The sequence below is a fragment of the Hyphomicrobium sp. genome, assembly GCF_036262015.1.
Taxonomy (GTDB): domain Bacteria; phylum Pseudomonadota; class Alphaproteobacteria; order Rhizobiales; family Hyphomicrobiaceae; genus Hyphomicrobium_C.
Genome location: NZ_DATAJR010000008.1, coordinates 1,040,719 through 1,061,034 on the forward strand (window position 1 = coordinate 1,040,719; position 20,316 = coordinate 1,061,034).

15 protein-coding genes are annotated in these 20,316 nt (G+C 59.7%); 6 read left to right on the forward strand and 9 right to left on the reverse strand.

Going from position 1 to position 20,316, the window contains the following annotated elements:
- The first annotated feature begins 8 nt into the window (after positions 1 to 8).
- The 4 genes from VHO05_RS13475 to metF all read left to right on the forward strand — a co-directional run bounded on the left by VHO05_RS13475 (position 9) and on the right by metF (position 4,691).
- Positions 9 to 1,691, forward strand: a complete 1,683-nt coding sequence (locus tag VHO05_RS13475; RefSeq protein WP_329647096.1) for a formate--tetrahydrofolate ligase — start codon at positions 9 to 11, stop codon at positions 1,689 to 1,691.
- Between the two features lie 63 nt (positions 1,692 to 1,754).
- Positions 1,755 to 2,378, forward strand: coding sequence for a cyclodeaminase/cyclohydrolase family protein (locus tag VHO05_RS13480; protein WP_329647097.1), 624 nt, complete (start codon positions 1,755 to 1,757; stop codon positions 2,376 to 2,378).
- Complete coding sequence (locus VHO05_RS13485; RefSeq protein ID WP_329647098.1) at positions 2,347 to 3,774, forward strand: folylpolyglutamate synthase/dihydrofolate synthase family protein; 1,428 nt, start codon at positions 2,347 to 2,349, stop codon at positions 3,772 to 3,774. The genes VHO05_RS13480 and VHO05_RS13485 overlap by 32 nt, the downstream gene beginning before the upstream one ends.
- Positions 3,774 to 4,691, forward strand: coding sequence for a methylenetetrahydrofolate reductase [NAD(P)H] (gene metF / locus VHO05_RS13490; protein WP_329647099.1), 918 nt, complete (start codon positions 3,774 to 3,776; stop codon positions 4,689 to 4,691). Before VHO05_RS13485 ends, metF begins: the two co-directional genes overlap by 1 nt.
- Before the next feature lie 162 nt (positions 4,692 to 4,853).
- Here metF and VHO05_RS13495 read toward each other — a convergent pair whose 3' ends face one another.
- The 6 genes from VHO05_RS13495 to VHO05_RS13520 form a co-directional block, all read right to left on the reverse strand.
- Positions 4,854 to 5,798: a TonB family protein gene (locus VHO05_RS13495; RefSeq protein ID WP_329647100.1), complete on the reverse strand. Its 945-nt coding sequence runs from the start codon at positions 5,796 to 5,798 to the stop codon at positions 4,854 to 4,856.
- Between the two features lie 25 nt (positions 5,799 to 5,823).
- On the reverse strand, positions 5,824 to 6,780 hold the full coding sequence (locus VHO05_RS13500) for a beta-propeller fold lactonase family protein (RefSeq protein WP_329647101.1): 957 nt from the start codon (positions 6,778 to 6,780) through the stop codon (positions 5,824 to 5,826).
- Positions 6,781 to 6,785: 5 nt separating this feature from the next.
- Positions 6,786 to 8,927 carry a TonB-dependent receptor gene (locus tag VHO05_RS13505; protein ID WP_329647102.1) on the reverse strand — a complete coding sequence of 714 codons (2,142 nt, stop codon included), beginning with the start codon at positions 8,925 to 8,927 and terminating at the stop codon, positions 6,786 to 6,788.
- A gap of 503 nt (positions 8,928 to 9,430) precedes the next feature.
- Positions 9,431 to 10,411 (reverse strand): beta-propeller fold lactonase family protein, encoded by a 981-nt coding sequence (locus VHO05_RS13510; protein WP_329647103.1) that lies wholly within the window; start codon positions 10,409 to 10,411, stop codon positions 9,431 to 9,433.
- Positions 10,412 to 10,541: 130 nt separating this feature from the next.
- Positions 10,542 to 11,234, reverse strand: a complete 693-nt coding sequence (locus VHO05_RS13515) for an MOSC domain-containing protein (RefSeq protein ID WP_329647104.1) — start codon at positions 11,232 to 11,234, stop codon at positions 10,542 to 10,544.
- A gap of 97 nt (positions 11,235 to 11,331) precedes the next feature.
- On the reverse strand, positions 11,332 to 13,149 hold the full coding sequence (locus tag VHO05_RS13520) for a methanol/ethanol family PQQ-dependent dehydrogenase (protein ID WP_329647105.1): 1,818 nt from the start codon (positions 13,147 to 13,149) through the stop codon (positions 11,332 to 11,334).
- 424 nt (positions 13,150 to 13,573) lie between these two features.
- On the opposite strand from VHO05_RS13520, the gene VHO05_RS13525 reads away from it, so the two are divergent.
- Complete coding sequence (locus VHO05_RS13525) at positions 13,574 to 15,040, forward strand: PLP-dependent aminotransferase family protein (RefSeq protein ID WP_329647106.1); 1,467 nt, start codon at positions 13,574 to 13,576, stop codon at positions 15,038 to 15,040.
- 43 nt (positions 15,041 to 15,083) lie between these two features.
- On the opposite strand, the gene VHO05_RS13530 is transcribed toward VHO05_RS13525, so the two are convergent.
- Positions 15,084 to 16,709, reverse strand: a complete 1,626-nt coding sequence (locus tag VHO05_RS13530; protein ID WP_329647107.1) for a phosphoethanolamine--lipid A transferase — start codon at positions 16,707 to 16,709, stop codon at positions 15,084 to 15,086.
- 26 nt (positions 16,710 to 16,735) lie between these two features.
- Positions 16,736 to 16,999 carry a hypothetical protein gene (locus VHO05_RS13535; protein WP_329647108.1) on the reverse strand — a complete coding sequence of 88 codons (264 nt, stop codon included), beginning with the start codon at positions 16,997 to 16,999 and terminating at the stop codon, positions 16,736 to 16,738.
- A 384-nt stretch (positions 17,000 to 17,383) separates the two neighbouring features.
- Here VHO05_RS13535 and VHO05_RS13540 point away from each other — a divergent pair, with 384 nt between their 5' ends.
- Positions 17,384 to 18,739 (forward strand): metal-dependent hydrolase family protein, encoded by a 1,356-nt coding sequence (locus tag VHO05_RS13540; RefSeq protein WP_329647109.1) that lies wholly within the window; start codon positions 17,384 to 17,386, stop codon positions 18,737 to 18,739.
- Positions 18,740 to 18,832: 93 nt separating this feature from the next.
- On the opposite strand, the gene VHO05_RS13545 is transcribed toward VHO05_RS13540, so the two are convergent.
- Complete coding sequence (locus VHO05_RS13545; protein WP_329647110.1) at positions 18,833 to 19,771, reverse strand: RlpA-like double-psi beta-barrel domain-containing protein; 939 nt, start codon at positions 19,769 to 19,771, stop codon at positions 18,833 to 18,835.
- Positions 19,772 to 20,316 lie beyond the last annotated feature (545 nt).

Genomic DNA, 20,316 nt, shown 5'->3' on the forward strand with positions numbered 1-20,316 from the left:
GGCACACTATGGTCAGAAAAGTTGGCAGCGACATCGAAGTTGCGCGGGCTGCGAAGCTTCAGCCGATCGAAAAGGTTGCGGCCAAGATCGAGATTTCGGAGAAGCACCTGTTTCGGTACGGACCCCACAAAGCCAAGGTGGATTTCCATTACATCGACGAAGTCAAATCTCGACCTGATGGAAACCTTGTTCTTGTCACCGCGATCTCGCCCACACCGGCAGGCGAAGGAAAGACGACGACGACAGTCGGGCTCGGCGACGGACTGAACCGGATTGGCCAGAAGGCGATGATCTGTCTGCGCGAGCCCTCGCTCGGTCCGTGCTTCGGCATGAAGGGTGGTGCGGCAGGCGGCGGTTATGCGCAGGTTGTGCCGATGGAGGATCTCAATCTCCATTTCACCGGCGACTTCCATGCCATCACCAGCGCACACAATCTGCTGAGCGCGATGATCGACAATCATGTCTATTGGGGCAATGCGCTGGATATGGATACGCGGCGCATTGCGTGGAGGCGTGTGCTCGATATGAACGACCGCGCCTTGCGCGATATCGTGACCTCTCTCGGCGGTACGGCAAACGGATATCCCGCCCAGTCGGGCTTCGACATCACGGTCGCGTCCGAGGTGATGGCCATCTTCTGTCTCGCGACTGGGCTCGACGATCTAAGGAAGCGGCTTGGTGACATGATCGTTGCGTACCGGCGCGACCGCTCGCCCGTGTACTGCCGCGATCTCAAGGCCGATGGCGCCATGACTGTCCTGCTCAAAGACGCCCTGATGCCCAACCTTGTCCAAACGCTGGAGAATAACCCGGCATTCGTCCACGGTGGCCCGTTCGCCAATATCGCGCATGGGTGCAATTCGGTAACGGCAACCCGAACGGCGCTCAAGCTCGCTGACTACGTCGTCACCGAGGCTGGTTTCGGAGCAGACCTTGGCGCTGAGAAGTTCTTCGACATCAAGTGCCGCAAGGCAGGACTGAGCCCCAAGGCGGTCGTGATCGTGGCCACTGTGCGCGCTCTCAAGATGAATGGTGGCGTGAAGAAGGAGGATCTAGGGGCAGAGAACGTCGAGGCACTGAAGGCGGGTTGCGCCAACCTTGGCCGTCATATCGAGAACCTGAAGAAATTCGGTGTTCCGGCCGTTGTCGCAATCAACCATTTTGCCAAGGATTCCCAAACTGAGCTCGAGGCGCTCAAAGCGTATGCTTCGAGTCAGGGCGTGGAAGCGATCGTTTGCCGGCATTGGGAGCTCGGATCGGAAGGCACCGAGGAGTTGGCACGGAAAGTCGTTGACCTTTGCAAGTCTGGAACGGCGACCTTCAAGCCGCTCTACCCTGAGGGCAAGGGCCTGTTCGAAAAGATCGAGATCATCGCCAAAGAGATCTACCGTGCCGAAGGCGTGACTGCCGACCCGAAGATCCGCGAGCAGCTTTCGCAGTGGGAGCGGGCGGGATACGGACATCTGCCGGTCTGCATGGCGAAGACGCAGTACTCCTTCACAACTGACCCCAACAAGCGCGGGGCGCCGACAGGTTTTCAATTGCCATTGCGCGAAGTGCGCCTCTCGGCAGGGGCAGGCTTCGTCGTCGGCATCTGCGGGGAAATCATGACCATGCCGGGCCTGCCCCGCACACCTGCAGCGGAAACGATTCAGTTGAACGAAAGAGGAGAGATCGAAGGGCTGTTCTGAGGCCCTCATGTGATGCAAGCGACGGGGCTCAAAGAGGAACCCGGACAAAAAAATGAGGACGAAATGCTCGTAAAGATGACACTTGAAGAATTTGGCCTTGTGCTCGGATCGGATGCTCCGGCTCCAGGAGGAGGAAGCGTCGCGGCCCTTTCAGGCGCGCTCGGTGCCGAGCTCGTGGCCATGGTCTGCCGCCTTAGCATCGGCAAGAAGGACCTTGAGGCTTTCACGGACGAGATCAAATCCGCATTGCCCAAAGCCGATGGCCTTGCTGCAGGTCTTCTCCGCCGCGTCGATCTCGATACCGAGGCCTTCAATTCCGTCATGGCTGCCTTCAAGTTGCCAAAAGGGACTGACGACGAAAAGCAGAAGCGGGCAGCGGCGATCCAGCAAGGTTACAAGGAGGCTGTCCAGTCACCGCTTTCGATTGCGCGGGAGTGCATCACCGTACTGAACCTCTCTCAGAGCCTACTTGGAAAAACCAATCCCAACGCGCTTAGCGATCTTGGCGTGGCGGCGCAGCAGGCCTACGCCGGGCTCGAGGGTGCAATAATGAACGTCAAGATCAATCTGCCGTCCATAAAGGACGAGCAGTTCAAGACAGCAATAACGGGCGAGCTTGCTCAGCTGCTCAGCGACGGTCGTGAGGCAAAAGAACATGTCTACGATTATGTTTGCGGAAAGCTCTGAAAGCCGCCGCGTGCGGCCTGTTTCCAGCTCGCTACTCCTTGAGCGACTGAAAGGGCTTCACCCAAAGGCAATCGATCTGTCGCTACATCGCGTCGAGCGGTTGCTCGCGACGCTCGGACATCCCGAGCGTCGCCTTCCGCCTGTGGTTCACGTCGCGGGTACGAACGGTAAGGGCTCCCTCATCGCATTCTTGCGCGCGATTGCCGAGTCGCTCGGCCTCCGCGCCCACACGTACACGTCACCGCACCTCGTCAGCTTCCATGAACGTATCGTCCTCGCGGGCAAAGAAGGACCTGCGCAGATTTCGGAGGAAATGCTCGTCGATTGTCTTTCGCGGGTTGAAGCTGCCAACGATGGCGCGCCGATTACGCAATTCGAAATCACGACCGCGGCCGCATTTCTCGCGTTCTCGGAAGTACCGGCTGATATCCTGCTGCTTGAAACGGGTATGGGCGGTCGGTTGGATGCGACGAACGTGCTTGAGCGGCCGCGCGTCACGGCGATAACTCCGGTCTCAATCGATCACGTCGGATTTCTTGGCAACACTCTGGCGTCTATCGCCTCGGAGAAAGCGGGCATTCTCAAGCCTGGCGTTCCGTGCATTGTCGGCCGACAGGAGGCCGATGCCCTGGCCGTCATCAAAGACAAAGCGGCGGCCGTCGGCGCTCCATTGCATGTCTTTGGGCGCGACTTCGAAGTGTTCGAGAGAGACCGCCGACTAATTTTTCACTCGGCGACACGGCAGATTAATCTTCCGTTGCCCTGCCTCGAAGGGGCGCACCAGATCGACAATGCCGGAACCGCCATCGCGATTGCGAGCATGCTGTTCGGCGAGGCACTGACGGTCGACGCGCTGGAGGACGGCGTTGCGAAGGCGAAGTGGCCGGCGAGGCTGCAGCGCCTCAACAACGGCGGTCTCGATGCCTATGTCGGCGAGCAGACCGAGGTCTTGCTCGACGGCGGGCACAATACTGCGGGCGGAGCCGCTCTTGCCAAACACCTCGATGTTTTGAACGCGCGCGACCCGCGCGAGGTGCACCTGATCTGGGGGATGATGGATACAAAGGACGCTCCATCCGTCATCGAATCCTTCAAAGGACGTTGCTCGCGAGTCTACGCGGTTCCCATTCCCGATGAAGAGAACGCCTTCAACGCGACCGATCTGGCCGCAATAGCTCAACGTGAAGGTTTCGACGCGGTGCCGACGCGTGGACTTGCCCACGCACTGCTGCTGTCCCAGGCCGCTATGCGAGAGCCGGGCAGGGTACTCATTTTTGGATCGCTCTATCTGGCGGGGCATGTGCTCAGGGTCCACGCAGGCCCCGCATCATCGGGAGATTTGCAGCGGACTAGCTTCCAGCAGCTGACGGAGCGGGAGAGGAAAGCATGCCTGTGATGCGACGAACGCGGTACTCGCCCTGTCAACAGCCGCATCTGCGCACCAGTCGCCTCCTCGGGCAAGGCGTCATTAGCGCGTCCTTTGAGTTCTTTCCGCCCCGGACTACCGCAATGGAGGAGAAGCTGTGGCGGTCCGTCCGGCGGCTCGAGCCCATGCAACCGACCAGCGTTGCCGTGACTTGCGGTGTTGGTGGCGCAACGCTTGCGCGTACGCACGCAACCATTGAGCGCATTCTGCGCGAAACGTCTCTCCGGCCGGCTGCGCATTTGACCTGCATCGCAGCGAACCGAGCCGAGATCGACACCATTGCACGCAACTACTGGGATCTCGGCGTACGCAATGTCGTTGCATTGCGTGGCGATCCGCCTCCCGATCAAGAGTACGTGCCAAAGTCCGACAGCTACGCGTACGCGGCCGACCTTGTCGCAGGTCTCAAACGCGTTGCCAATTTTGACATCACGGTCGCGGGCTATCCCGAGAAGCATCCGGAGGCAGCCACCGTCGCTGCCGACATCGCGATGCTTAAGGCGAAGGTCGACGCCGGCGCAGATCGGATCATCACACAGTTCTTCTTCGACAATGAGCTGTTTTTCCGTTTCGAGGACCTCGCGCGATCCCGTGGAATCGCAGTTCCCATCATTCCGGGCATCCTGCCGATTCACAACTTCCGCCAGGTTGCGGCCGTGGCCGCGCGGGCCGGTGTCAGCATTCCGGCCTTGCTGCCGCGCTGGTTCGACGGGCTAGACGACGATCGTGAGACGCATCGCCTTGCGGCCGCTGCCTTCGCCGCCGAGCAAGTTATGGGCCTCGTCGATCGCGGGATCACGGACTTCCACTTTTACACACTCAATCGCGCGGATCTCGTCTATGGAATTTGCCATATGCTTGGCTTGCGTCCGTCACATCCGGCTTAGGCACTGGACCGAGGCTCGAGTCGGCTGTCGGGTCAATCGGGTGTCTGCTCAGGCTCCCGAGCGGTGGTCTCCAGCAGGGTCCTTCCGGCGCACAGCTCTTCAGAGCGAATGTCTGTAGTCATTTCAGCGTTGGGCCACGGCCGGACAAAATTCTCCGAATGCTCAGCGGAACTGAAAGGCTACGGAAAACCTGAGCTGAGAGGGTGATGCGCCAGCGGGCGGCGGCGGAAACGGCGCGGAAGCGCGCACTCCGGCCAAGGCTGCCCGGTCGATGGCGGCGTTTCCAGACGAGCGCGAGACACGCGCTCCGCTGAGCCCGCCGGATTTCGTGACCGCAAAGGAAATCACAACGGTACCTTTTCCGGCCCCTGATCGAGGGACATGCCCGGAGACCTTTGCGCGCACGCGTGACGCATAATTGAGTACGCTTCCCGTGCTGGCAGAGACTGGCGCGGCCTTCGCCTTGGCGCCCGCGCTATTTTCCGGGGCTGGTATCCCTTTCTTCGACTTTGCATCTTTTTTGTCGGTGCTTTCGGCGGCCTTCTGTTGCTGCGTCTTTTCGGGTTTGTGTTCCCTGACGTCTTCGTGCGGCTTGGTTTCATCCCGCGTCTCTGTCCCGATGGCCTCGTCCACCGTCTCGGCGCCCTTCAGGGCATCGATACCCTCCTGTGAGGAAACAGGCGGCAAGGGGGCACTCTCAGCGGTGGCTGCTTCGGCTTCGACCGGCTCGAGCTCGCTCAAGCCATCGGGCGTGCCAGCTGTGATCGCAGGCGCCGGAACCTCCACGACCTCCGACATCTCTTCGATCTCGTGCTGCTCGGTCATAGGGGTTTGATGCATTTCGATGCTGATCGCGTCGGACATCTCTTTGATGAGGCCCGATTGCTCCCCTATCCAGAACACAGCGGCCGCGGCGAGGCAGACATGAATAACGAAGGACGCAGAAACACTCGCAGCGCGGATCGCGGGCGTGTCACGCAGTTCCGTCTGGGGCCATGGGAGGGAACGGAAAGGCAGGGCATAGACCTCGGCGGGCGCGAACGGATGCGCAGCCTCGTCTTGAGGCTGCGCATCTTCGCTGGAGCCATTGTCAGCAGAACCGCTCATGCGCTGCTGCCCCTTTCACTGCGTATCAACGCAAGAAGACGCCCCATGGCGTAGCTCCCACCGGAACCTCCCTGGCTACTGTGTTCGTCGCGGTATCAATGATGGTGACGCTGTTCGATTTGCCGTTGGCCACAAACAACAGTTTGCCGTCGCGCGATGCCGCCATGTTCCATGGCCTTTTGCCGACGGGAACTTCGGCCAAAATCTTCAGAGAGGACGCATCGATCGCCGTCACGGTGTTATCGGTCCTGTTGGAGATGTAGACGGTCTTGCCATCCGGGTTCACCGCTAGCCCAACGCCACCCTTTCGGAATGGTACACGCGCCAGACTTTCATGCGTGGTGGCGTCCAGGACGGCCATGAATTCGGAATCCTGGCATGCGACGAATACTCTCTTTCCGTCCGCGGAGAAGGCAATGTCTCGCGGATGCACGCCAACCGTCACCAGCTTGATCGATTTCCTCTGAGCCGTGTCGATGACATCGACCTCCGCCCCGTTTTCGGCGGTGACGTAGAGCCACTTGCCGTCGGGGCTGAACTGGGCCCTTTCCGGATTCTCCCCTTGGGTCGCGACCTGAAACTTCTCGGTATTGTCGGCTGTGTCGATGAAGGAGACCGTATTGGCCTCCTCGTTGGCGACAACGATCCACTTGCCGTCTGCTGAAATGGCCACGCCTTCCGGAGACGAGGAGAGGCGGATACTGCTCACCCGCTTCCTCTGTTCCAGATCGATGACCACCAGCGCATTGTTTGGTTGGTCGCTGACGTACATCGTGCGGCCGTCGGGCGTGATGGCAGCACCGCGCGGCTTGTCGCCAACGGCGATGCTACCGATCACTTCCCCCTTTTCCGCGTCGATGATGGATACGGAGCCGGCGCCCTCATCCGTCGAATAGACGATTGTTTCTGCCGACACCGGCGCAGTCGTGCCGAATGCCAACGCTACTGTCAGAAGCAGAACCAACCGAGAGAACCGGCTCATGATCATCACCATTTGTGCGTATAGCGCGCGCTGAAGAGTGCTCCTTGAGCGGCGGCGTGGGTGACGTCGCCTTCGAGGAACTGCTGTGACTGAGGCGTGTAGTACAGGCGGTTGAAGATGTTCTCGACGCCCAGCATCAGGGTGTCTTCACCGATCTTGATTTCGCTGAACCAGTCGAACGTCGCATAGCCGCTGATTTCCCGCTTAAACGCGTCAGTGGTGCCATCGAACCGATCGCGGTGTCCGCTTGCGAGCATCTGGAACCTGTTCTTCATCCAAGGCGTCGTCTGATGCTCGATGTAGGCTGTGCCCTTCGGAGGTCTGATGCGCTGGTTGTTGAGATAGATCCATCCCACCGTATCGGTCTCGAGGTCCTGCTTGCCTTCAAGCCAGGTGAATGTGCCGCCGAACGTCAGCGTTTCGGTCACGCGCACGTCCGTGGTCACCTCGATGCCCCAGATCTTCTCCGGAGCACGCACGATGGCCGAATTGACATTGAGGGGCGGGTTCGCGCCTAGGTCGGATTCGTTGTAAAAGACCGCGACAGATGCGCTGAGGCGATCCCAGTTTCCACGGGCGCCGATCTCATAGTTGTCGACCAGCTCCGGCTCGATGATCAGACCATCGACGTCGTTGAACGGCGTGCTTGTGGGCCCTGCGCGGCCTCTCCGGAGAACCTGCCGCACGTCCGGCAAGGAGAAGCCCTGAGAGAAGTTGGCGAACACGTTGAGCGACGGCGAAAACTCATACACTGCGCCGGCATTGAAGAGCGTCGCCTCGAAATCAAGTTTGCCCCCGTCGACGACATTGTTCGTGCCGAGCACGGTGAAGGTCGGGACGTCGATGAAAACCTTTTCGTGCCGGACGCCGGCACGCAGGGTCAATGCATCAAGGGGGCGCCATTCACCCTGAGCGAACGCCGCGATGCTGTCTTGCGCATAGGGGTTCAGCCATCCCCACTCTTTTCCATTGAAACGGAAGATTCGCCGGCCGCTGCTGGCAACCGTTGCGGCATCCATTTCGCGAACGTTCTGTTTAATGTCCTCGTGCACATAGTCGAGCCCCCAGAGGACGGATGCCGCACTCGAGACCGGCGTATCGATTTCGAGCCGGCCGCCCGCCTTTTCGGATTCGATCCGGTCTTGATACGTGATGGGGTCAAATCCGAAGAACGGCGTCGAGCGTGCCCAGTAATCTTTGTAGAAGGCCTGGATGTGTACGGCGCTTCCGAGGATGTCCTGGTGATTGTAGTCGAAGTTCGCCGCGAGATTCCTCACCCCAACAGGATCATCGAAGTGGGCGCCGTTCACGACGCGCCCCTTCTCGCCGTTGTAGACTTCGTGCTGAGACGGGTCGCCGATCCAGTTCGTGTCCTGAAGATTCTGGAAGGCATTCAGAGTGATCTGAGCGGTCTGTAGCCGATCGATATCGACCGACATTTTTCCGAAGAAGTCCCACTGCTCGGTGTCCGAAATGCCTCCATCTCGATGCGGGTTCGGCGCGATGCGATCGCCGTCGGCATCAAAGAAAGCCCCTGTGTCGACGTAGGATGCGCCCAGAACATATCCGATGGCGCCGGACTTGCCGGTCGTGGTGTGGCTGATGCTCTTGCTGAAGCTGTCCTCCTCGAGGCCCGACAGCGAGAAATTCGTACCGACCGCGGTCGTATGAACGGGAGCCCCGTCAGTCGGCTTCTTAGTGATGATGTTGATCAAGCCACCCGTCGCGCCGTCTCCATAGATCGCCGTCGTCCCCCGAACGACTTCGATCCGCTCAATCATGGCCGGATCGATCACCCAAAGATTTTTGCCGGGATCGAAGGCCGGATTCTGCTGAACGCCGTCAACAAGGATGATTGGCTTCCGGCCGCGGAGCGTCTGTCCGTAGGTGCTCATCGTCTGATTGCCGACGGAGAGCCCGGGAACGAGCTTTCCGAGCGCTGCGGCCAAGTCGTTGTTGCTCAGGCGAACCTGGGTCTCAATTTCCTCCTTGGTGATGGTTGTGACCGAGCTGGACAAGGATGACAGCGATTCAGATTTGCGCGTCGCCGAGATTACAAACGGATCGAGCTGCGTCTCTTGTGCCAAAGCCGGCGCAACGGACGAGAACGCATAGAGCGCAAGCGCTGCACCGGAGCACGATGGCACTCGCATACTCTTGCAACGCACCCCCTTCAAATTGGCAATAGTCATCTCTTCCCCCCGAACGCATCACGGATGCGGGTTGACACATTTTCTAGTTTTCGTTGGAAAATCGGGATCGAACGCAGGTCAGAGTCCTAAGAGGATGTCTGGCGTTCGCTCCACTTCATCGCAGGGTATCGATACGCATACGCACAACATGTCCTCCATGGACGCATATTTTTTTGCGTCGCAGGCGGCGTCCTCGCCCCGCAACGCACGCTGTTTTTTGGGATGAGATGCACGCGGCACCTGAGCCGGGAAGCCTTTACAGACTTCGCAACAGATGTTCCCGGGAAGAGATAACATCCATTATGACGCACATGTGAATGGGACTTCCTCCCCATTTTTTGTGGGATTTATGGCCCGGAAGACTGCGTGTGTCCCATTCAACACCTGAGGTACCAGGTGACACTGTCGCCGATACACTCAGGCGTAAGGATCGGTAGGCATGCGATCGGCAGTATGGATCATCGTTGAACGATGAAGTTTCCAAATGCCATGGGCCAGAGTAGATCGTCGACCGTGGCGATTGGCTGATAAGTCGCTCCGTCGATGACCGTGACGGTGTTGGCCCGCGTTGTCGCAACGTACATCCGCTTCGTCCGTGCATCGAAGCTCATGCCACGGGGGAAATTTCCTACCGCGATACGCGTCTTCACTTGCATCGTTGCCGTATCGATGACCGTTACGACATTTTCCGTCACACTGGACACATAGACATCCTTCCCGTCGTCGCTGATGCCGACGCCTTGCGGGCCGGCGGAGACGGGAATAGTTGCGGTCTTCTTCGTCTCGATATCGATGACGGCGAGTTCATTCGCTTCGAAAACCGGCACATAGAGGGTCTTGCCATCCGGGTGCACGGCGATGCCGTAGGGTTTTTCGCCAACGACTGGAATCTCCGACACGACTTCGTCCGTCTCAGTCGATATGACTGATATCGAGCTGCTGTGGTTGTTCGTTACGTAGACCCACTTGGAGCTCGGATGGGACACGATGCACCGAGGGCTTTTTTGCACGGCAATTGATTTGATGACGCTACGCGTCGCGGCATCGATCACGGACACGGTATTGGCATCCGCATTCGCGACGTAAACTTTCCGGCCGTCCGCCGTCGCCGACAAGCCTGTCGGATTGCGTTCAACGTCGATTGTTGCAACGACCTTGCGGGTCTCTGTGTCGATGACCGAAACATCGTCGGATCCGCTGTTCGTGACGTACGCCACTTTTCGCGTCGCATCGACGGTGACGCCCCAGGTGCTTGTTCCGGTCTTGATGCGTTCGAGGATCTTGTTGTCAGCGAGGTCCAGAACCACGACTGTTCCGCGTCCGTACTCCGGAATGAAGGCCTGAGACGCGCAGACGGGTGCGGCGGCAAGCATCGTCAACGCGCAGGAGAATGCCAACGTGCACCCTTTTAGCACTTTCGACACGTTTTGATCGTTCATCCCAATGGCCCTCACGCCGTTCTATTTTGCGTAATATTATAACATATATCTCCTTGTCGATTGCATTTGTCAAAGGCGCACCACATGCGAACTACTCCATGCCGCCCGACACCACGTTGGTATTGGCCAGTCACCTCGAAGGTTCGTTCAATCTTGTGGTCCAGTCTTCCGTGACACGGGCTTGAACGCGGCGGGCGGCGAGCGTTCGCCAGCTGTTGGCTAATTCGGGGATCCCGGCCATTTCCTCTAGCTCAGCGTAGAGATCTTTGTCGCGGTACAAGAGCGTGACCAGCCGGCTCAGGGGCCACTTGGGGCGCGGCCGTTCGACGAGGCTGAGCTGATCGGCCGGCTCGGCCGTTCCTTCCTTGAGGACGCGATAATACCATCCGGTGCGTCCGCTTGACTGGGTGCGGGAGGCGACGTCGTCGCGTCCAAAGCGTACATTCAGCTTCCAGCACGGTTGCCTCCCCTGACTGACCTGCAAGAGGGCAGATCCGAGCCGGACGATGTCGCCAATATGGACCGACTGTTCGGTCCAGCCCGTTGTGGAAATGTTCTCGCCGAAGGCTCCAGGCTTGTCGAGCAGCGGATGCGTGCCGATCTCGCCGCGCCAGACTTCATAGTGATCGTGAGGATAGTGATGCACGGCTTTTTCAGGGCCGCCATGGTGCTTGAGGTCCCCCTGCGCGTCGCCAACGAGACCGACGCGCGTGATCTGCCAAGGGCCTTCGGTCACCACTTTGGCAATGCCGCTCGAGTGACCTTTGGCGCCGAGGGGTTGGATTTTGCCGCAGAGAACCACGGCCGAAACTGGAGCGAGCATGTTCAAGCTTCCTGGGCCTCGAAACGAAAGATGGACCGGCACGAAATGGTGCCGGTCCAAGGTGCTCGCAAGCCGCAACTCTTTTTTGGAGGAAGCGCTATGGCAGCGAGTAGACGGAAAGCGCGCCACCGAGGTCGGTGTACTGCTTCAGGCCGGCGTAGTTGCCGACGGCGCCGAGGCCGTCGGTCGGCTTGTCGAGTCCGGCAGCGAGCCCGATCCCGGCCCAGCCGCCTACACCAGAGTAGAGGCCGATGTACTGCTTACCTTTGTGCTCGTAGGTAAACACATTGCCGATCACGCCGGACGGAACGCGATGCTTGAACAGCTCCTTGCCGTCCTTCTGATCACGACACTTGAAGTACCCTTCGAGCGTTCCGTGGCAGAAGATGCCGCCGGCCGTGGCGAGCACGCCTGACCACACTGAGAACCGTTCATCGTGACTGAAGGCGATCTGGCCTTTCGCGGCGTCCCAGGCAATGACGTGTCCCGTGTTGGTCTTACCCTCCGGCGGGAACATCGAAAGCGTGGCACCCACATACGGCTGGCCGGGCGTGTACGAGACCTTGAACGGCTCGTAGTCCATGCAGACGTTGTTGATCGGCACGTAGTACAGGTCGGTCTGAGGCGAGTAGGCTGCCGGCTGCATATCCTTGAAGCCAAGTGCCGCCGGGCAGATGTTCTTCGAATTGACGTCCGGGCCGTTCAGAAATGTCGACTTCGACGCGATGACCGTTGGCCGGCCGTAATTCGGCTTTGTCTTGTCCATTTCCACGCCCGATGACCAGTTGAGGTCCGGATCGTAGGGCTTCGCGACGAGGAGCTCGCCATTGGTGCGGTCGAGCGTGTAGGCGAAGCCGTTACGATCGAAATGAACGAGCGTTTTGTGCTTCTTGCCGTTGATCTCATGCTCGGCGAGGATGTTCTCGTTCACACCGTCGTAGTCCCACTCATCGAACGGCGTCATCTGATAGGCCCACGCCGCGGTACCCGTATCGACGTTTCGGGCGATGATCGCCATCGTCCACTTTTGGTCGATCTGCTTGCCGTCTGGTCCAGCACGCTGGGCCGGGTTCCATGTCGATGGGTTGGCGCTGCCGTAGTAGACGAGATTCAGGTCGGGATCATAGGAAAACCATCCCCAGACCGAGCCGCCACCGATCTTCCACTGGTCGCCGTTCCAGGTCTTGATCGACGAGTCCTTTCCGACAGGCTTGCCGAGCGACAATGTCTTCTCGGGATCGAACAGCATTTCGTTGTCCGGGCCGACATTGTAACCGCGCCAAGCGCGCTTTCCGGTCGCGATGTCATAGGCGGTGACGTGACCCCTGATGCCGAACTCGGCGCCGGAGATGCCGACGATCACCTTGTCTTTGGTCACGATCGGAGCCATCGTTCCGGTCTCGCCCTTCTTTGGGTCTCCGTTGACGGCCTTCCAGGCTTCCTTGCCGGTCTTGGCGTCGAGCGCGACGACGGTCGTGTCGGCCTGATAGAGGAAGATCTTTCCTTCCGCGTAGGCCAGGCCGCGATTGACGGTATCGCAGCACATGACGGCGATCACTGACGGGTCCTGCTTTGGAGAGTACTTCCAAAGGATCTTGTTCTCATCATCGAGATCGAGCGCGAAGATATTGTTCGGGAACGGCGTGTGAATATACATGACGTTCCCGATCACGAGCGGAGATCCCTCGTGGCCGCGCAGAACACCCGTCGAGAAGGTCCACGCGACTTTGAGGTCGCCAACGTTCGACGCGTTGATCTGGTCAAGCTTCGAGAACCGATGATTTGAATAGTCTCCGGTCGGCTGGGCCCACTGTTTCGAGTCGTTTGAGTTCTTGATGACGTCCTGATTGGCGAACGCGGGCATCGCCAGTGCCGACGTCATCAGTAGTGCTGCTGCACATCCTGATCTGCGCATACGTGTTCCTCCTTGGAATACTTTTTGGCTTCGGAAGCTTGCGCTCCGGCAGAGGCCCCGGCGCGGAACAGGAGTGCGTTGTGGGCCATCGGCCGCGTTACGCCTTGCAAGAGAATGTTCCCCGCCAAGGATGCCTCGACACGGCAAACATTGGGGGTAGTTTTGGCACCGACCTAGGTCCGCAACCCGACGAACTCGTTGAGCCACAGAGAAGCCCGTTCATGCGAGCTATTCGATGGCGTACACGGAGTATCTAAAATTGGATTTGGCGCGGAATAACGGAGAATGGCTCGCGTTTGGCGATCCCGCGCCAGTTTGTCTACCGTGGCCCCATATGTTCAGCTTGATGTGGACCTATAGAAGTGCCACTCGAGCGATATATCGTGGTGCCACGTCGTGCGCATCTCGCCGCGGGAAGGAATTCATGCCACTCCCCCTCAAGCTCCAGAAGTCTGGCCAGATCAGTTTGCAAACGCAGATTTTCGAGCAAATGCGCGGGATGATCCTAGAGGGGCGCTTGCGGCCGGGCGAGCCGGTCCCAGCAACGCGAGCGCTCAGCGAGCAACTCGGAATCGCGCGCAACACCATCGCACTTGCCTATGAGCGCTTGATTGCAGAGGGATACATAGAGACGCGACGGTCCGTCGGAACGTTTATCTCCATGCAAATTCCGGAAGGCGCGCTCTATGCCGCGACGCACAGGTCAGTGGTGCCGGCTCGTGGCACACGGCGCGCAAAGACTAAGACCGAAAGCCCAGGCATCCGTTCTCAGGCTCTCGTAAATCCGCACAGGCGGCGGTTCGTCGCCGATTTTTGGGTTGGGCGGCCTGATCCCAACTCGTTTCCGCGCAAGACATGGGCAAAGCTCATCAGCCGGCGGCTCTTGAGTGCTGGATCGGCGCTGACCGAGTATCGCGATCCGTCGGGTTTCATCGAGCTTCGCCGGGCCATTGCCGATCGCGTGCGTCCCACTCGCAACATCGCAACGGATGCTGACGAGATCATCATCGTCGGCGGCTGTCAGGATGGCCTCAATCTCGTGAGCCGAATGATGCTATCGCCCGGCTCGACGGCTGTCGTCGAGTCGCCGTGCTATCAGGGCGCGGCGTTTCTCTTCGAGAGTTTTGGGGCCAATATCTTTCCAGTGCGTGTGGATGAACGCGGGCTCGATTGCCGGCAGTTGCCCAACGCCAAGAATGCGATCGCCTATGTTACGCCCTCGCATCAATATCCCCTGGGAGTAACGCTCTCTCTGGAGCGCCGCCTTGAACTTCTGGCGTGGGCGGCAGAGACCAACTCGTACATTCTGGAGGACGACTACGACAGCGACTTCCGCTTTCACGGCGCCCCCATTGCGGCCTTGAAGGGCTTGGACCGCACGGGACGCGTGATCTACCTCGGCACTTTTTCGAAGTGTCTCGGTGCCGGCCTTCGTCTCGGCTACGTCATCTTTCCGCCGGAGCTGGTCGATCGCGCGCGGCATATGAAGACGCTGATGAACAATGGGCAGCCTTGGCTCGAGCAGGCAACGCTCGCGGACTTCATGGAGAGTGGTGGCTACGAGCGCCACGTGCGACGCATCCGAAAGCTCTACTTCTCGCGGCGGAATGCGCTGCTGGCCGCTCTGGAAAAGCACTTCAGCGGCGGCGAAATCATCGGGGACGAAGCCGGGATGCATCTTGCCTGGCGTCTTCCGCGCCATTTGCCGTCTGCCAGCAAGGTGGAGAAGCTGGCCATCGAAGCCGGTGTCGGCGTGTACACATTGGCTTCCGGCGCGGCCGTCAATTTCGATGCTTCGGCGGAGAGTGAACGCTACCTCGTGCTCGGGTTCTCCTCACTCACCGAAAGAGAAATCGCAACTGGGATCGCGCGGCTCGCGGACGTGCTTTGAACACCTTTGCCTGCCCAAATCTTTGGTCGATCTAGAGCTTGCACTAGGGTGAGCTGACTTTCGTTTCGGCGCGCTGGAGAAGGTCCATGTCAGGCACATAGACATTCGATGCGATTTCAAAGAACCCGAGTAGCGTCGAGAACACATTGTCATGCGACCAGGGACGCTGGCGGCGTGCATCAATTGCGCCGATATTAATGTCGTGCTCGACTGCCGATCCCATCCAAATTACAGCGGGAATATGCTTCTGCGCGTCAGGGGCTATCAAGTATGGCGTCGCGTGGAGGTACATGCCGTACTCTCCCAGCGATTCCCCATGATCGCTGAGGTAGAACATGGCCGTTTCAAACCGGTCCTCGTTCTGCTTCAGCAGCTCGATTACTTTTGAAAGAAAATAGTCGGTGTAGAGGACCGCATTGTCGTAGGCGTTTTTGATTTCCCCCTCGCTGCAAGAGCCCAGATCATTGGTGCGGCAGACCGGCGTGAAGCGCTCAAAGGTTTTGGGGTACCGCTTGTAATAAGCCGGCCCGTGATTCCCCATCTGGTGCAGCACAATCAGGATATCGCCCTTTTTAGCGTCGATGTATTCCTGCAACCCATGCAGCATGCCTTCGTCTCTACACTCACCGTTTTCACAGATCGGGTTCAGGTCTGGCCCTTTGAAATCCTGGTATGTGACGCGATCGGCGACGCCTTTCGAGCTCGAATTGTTGTCCCGCCACAAGACGTCGACGCCGGCGCGAGCAAGAACATCCAGAGCATTGTCGCGGCGCGCGGCTTCGTTGCGATCGAATTTCGCCCTGCCGAGGTTGGAAAACATGCAGGGTACCGACTTGGCGGTTGAGGTGTCGCAGGACCAGAAATCGGGGAAATTGATCACGCCGTGGCCCCGCAGCAGGGGTGTGGTATCCCGTGCGTAACCATTGAGCCCCCAATGGTCGGCTCGCACGGTTTCGCCGACCACCATGACGATGAGCTGGCGGTGAGGATCACCCGCACGCACTTTGGCATCGCCTCCCACAATGACGTGCTCGCGTTCGCGGAATTTCATCGATCGCGACGCAAGCTTGAAGGTGGAATAGGCGGCATACGTCGGAATGACTTTGCTCGTGACGTCCCGATGCTCGCGACCCAGGGATGCTTGGTTCGCGCTGAAGGGCAGGTATGACAATAGCATTATGGCCGCGGCGGTCGCGATGAGCTTGATGCGCGCGACCGTCTCCGTTTTCCAGTGCGGATGCACGAGCTTTGCCCGCCAAATGGCCAACGACGGCAGAAGGCCCAAGAGGAGCACGTAGATACCGAGCTGGGTGCTGAGCACATCGCCAACCTCAGCGCTGTCAGTTTCCAAAATATTGCTGATCATCTGGAAGTCGAAAATGGTGCCGTACTTGGTCGTGAAGTACGTCAGTCCCGAGCTCAGCACCAAGAACGCGATGAGGATGGGTTTAATCAGATACCGGTGACAGATCGCCGACAAGACAAGAATGAAAAGCGTCACCATTTGGAGGAAGAGCGAGCCGAGAAACATGAGGTTGCTGCCGGACGTGCCGACCGCATTTGCTGCCGACTTGAAGTAGCCGACGTTGCAGAACAACGCCACGAACACGGCAACGGCAACGATCAGCTCGCCGCTAGACCACGACCTGCCCATCAGACGCTTTATCATCGTATGTTCCTGCTCAGCGTTACTCGTCACGGCGCAATTTTTGTTTCGTTCTGTGCTCCGCGGACACCGGCAGGCGTCAGGAGATTGCGGTCCGTCTTGGCGAGGACCGTTCGTGCTTTTCTGGTCGAGGTGATTGTGGCAACAGGCTTGTTCGTGAGGAGCTTTACAGGATTGCTCTCCGCTTTGCTGCGGTAAAGCGCGCAAATCGCAGTATTCGAAACGGACCCCTCGAATGGCAGGGGGTTTGTTGCAACCATGATAGGAACGGCCTCCTGGGATGGCTTGGTCATGCGGGGCCGCTTGCAGTACCTTGCGAACCTGAAGGTAAACTGAAGCGCTCGTTTTTGTTTTGTTCTTGAGTTGTGGCGGGAGCCTGAGGGGGAGGTTGGTCTGTGGCTCGACGCCCCTCTGGCGGACGCGAACTCGGATCTCCGTGCCTGCCTGCAGGTCATCGCGCCGATGGAATTCTGTATCCGGACGGTCGCCAAGGCTGAAGTGCGACAGCTAGGTCTCTCGCCGGACCGAACCGTTGTGCTGTCGGCATGCGTCAGACCCAGTATGGGGCGACTGAGGCGGATCCTTAACCACTAGACGGTGGGCTGACAGGGGGCTCTCAATTAGGGTGGCAAGGTTCCAGATACGTTGCCGCTATGGGGACCGCGCAGGAGGATCCAATGTTGTTTCGGACTTCTATTGTTGCCGCTCTGCTTTGCCTCACGCATAGCCTACACGCCGCCGAGCCAGCCGCTCTCACACTATTTGAGAACGTCCGCATCTTCGACGGCAAGACCGATGCGCTGAGCGGACCTATGAATGTTCTGATCCGCGGCAACACGATCGATATCATCTCCAAAGACCCCATTCCGATCGATGGCGGTTCCACGGCCAATGTCATTGCCGGCGGCGGGCGCACGCTCATGCCAGGCCTTATCGATGCGCATTGGCACGCGATGCTCGTTCGGCCCACGCCGGCATCGCTTCTTACGGACGACGTTGGCTATCTGAATCTGGTTGCGGGCGCCGAGGCTACGGACACTCTGATGCGCGGGTTTACTACCGTTCGCGACGTGGGCGGGCCGTCGTTCGGGCTGAAGCGCGCGATCGACGAGGGTATCGTCGTTGGGCCACGCATCTTTCCGTCCGGCGCCATCATCACGGTCACGAGCGGCCATGGCGACTTCCGCAATGCCAATGAGCTGCCCCGTGTCATCGGCGCGCCTCTCTCGCGGCAAGAGCGGACCGGAGCGTCAATGGTCGCCGATAGTCCGGACGAAGTCCGCGTGCGGGTGCGCGAGCAGCTTCTGAAGGGCGCGTCGCACATCAAGCTGACGGCGGGCGGCGGTGTCGCGTCGCCCAACAGCCCGCTTGATGCCTCGACCTTTACGGAGGCCGAGCTGCACGCCGCCGTGGAGGCGGCCGAGAACTGGGGCACCTACGTTACCGTGCATGCCTACACGCCGATCTCGATCCAGCGCGCCATCGCCGCCGGTGTGAAATGTATCGAGCACGGTCACCTCATGGACGAGGAGACGGCAAAGCTGATCGGCGAGCGCGGCATCTGGCTCAGCACTCAGGCTTTTCCGGACGAGATGGCCGATGCGTTTCCGCCCGGGTCGCAAGAGCGCGCCAAGGCGTTCACAGTGTTCGCGGGCACAGACAAGACCATCCAGCTGGCAAAAAAATACAAACTCAAGACGGCCTGGGGCACGGACATCCTGTTCTCGCAGAGGCTGGCGCAGCGTCAGGGCGAATTGCTGGTCAAGTTCACGCGGTGGTACACACCGGCTGAAACGCTCGTCATGGCAACCGGAACCAACGCCGAGCTGCTGGCGATGTCTGGGAAGCGCAACCCGTACCCGGGCAAGCTCGGCGTCGTCGAGGGAGGCTCGCTCGCTGATCTTCTGCTGGTTGACGGCGATCCCATCGCCGACATCAAGTTGCTCACGGATCCGGCCAGGAACCTCGTCGTCATCATGAAGGACGGCAAGATTTACAAGAACACTCTGCAGCAGACCAAAGACGGGCGCTAACAGCCTCTCTTCGAAGACGCTCGGTGTTCGATGAAGAGCGGGCATCCTGGATGGAGCGCTACCGGGCGCAGAGCCCGCTTCGAGGCGCGCTGACTATTTTCCGCCTTCGGGCGCACTCGGCTCCAGCAGATATCGTTGCAGACCTGATGCGAAATCTATCGTCGGGCCAGCTGCTTCAGGAGCCTGGCGCGCCTTGAAGCTGTCTCGGCTCACGAGACGCGGGCCCTGAACAAGCCGTACCCCCCGGCTCACCGGTCGTGGGGGGGAGCGCAACATCACCAGCTCGCGGGCGAGGGAGGGGGAAACCGCGAGTTGTGGTCTGGGCACCAGCGCGGCGGTTTCTAGGGGTGTGTCCGTGTCTCCGGCCGGCTGCTCGCCCTCCCCAGGGACGTCGAGGCGCTCCTGGGCCGCCTCGAGCGCGATATCGAAGGTCTCGAACCTGCCTAGGTAGCCGGGAACCGCTGGGTACACGCGCCTGCGTACGTAGTTCGCCTCGGCATGCGTCGGAGATTGCAGGACGCTGATGACAAGACCCGCCACCCCCTGCTTACTGAAGCCGAGCTTCTCCGCAGCCGCGCGCGATACGTCCAGCTTGCGCTTTCCGCTGTAGGGGCCGGCGTTGGTGACGCGCAGCACGGAGGCGTCGCCGGTCTTGGGATTGTAGGCGAGGATGACGGTGCCGTCCGGCAGCAGCGGGCTTGCGGCGTTGTCGGGGAGATCGGGGCGGAAGACGGCGCCCGAGCTGGTCAGTCCGCAGGGGTTCAAGCGATCGAGCTTGCAGCTATCGTAGTAGGAGGCGAGCAAATAGCCGCGCCAGCCGACAAGCGTGTCGGTCTGCGCCAACGTCCCGACGCGATGGCAATATCCGTTGAAACAGTAGCGGGCGCCGGGAGACTTTGCCTCCGCAGTCGGCACGGCCGCCGCGCCAACAATGAGGGTCGCGCCGGCGCCGACCAAAGCCGGCAGTGCAAACCGCCAACCTGTTGAAAAATAGGAGGCTGCAGCACGCAGCGGATGCTTCTTCCGTGGCATGTAACGCGGGCCGATTCGCTAAAATCAGTTTTCCGACTTGCAGGACAACCGTGGCAAATGTTGGAGCAGACTCGCTCAAGCACGGTAAACGCGCGCTTAATGACGGGGGCGATATGGCGTTTTGCGCAGGGCAGTTGATGAGGGCGGATTGGTCGCCAACTCCCAGTAGCGGTCCTCGCCGCGCGACATCCACTCGGCACGGACGCGGCCCTATGGCCCGTCCGCAATCGGGATGACAACCGGCATTCTGTTTGGTGGCGTCGGAAGCCGCAGACGAAGCTGGCTTGCGAGGTCTACGACGACGTAAATTTTTTTTGGGTCGCGTGGGAACTTCTTCCCCGGCCCGGCGATGATTTGATCGCACCCGTATCAGTCCCGGGCTGTTGAGGCCTCCGACGCGCTGCCTTCCGCACCTGGAGGCTTCTGGCTCCCCTTGACGCATGTCCCAGGCTGGGTGGCTGGAGGTTCCCATGAAACACATTTCAGTCGAAGAGTTGAAACCCGTCGCAAAGGTGGTTGCCTCGCCGTTGGTTTCGCGGGCTGAC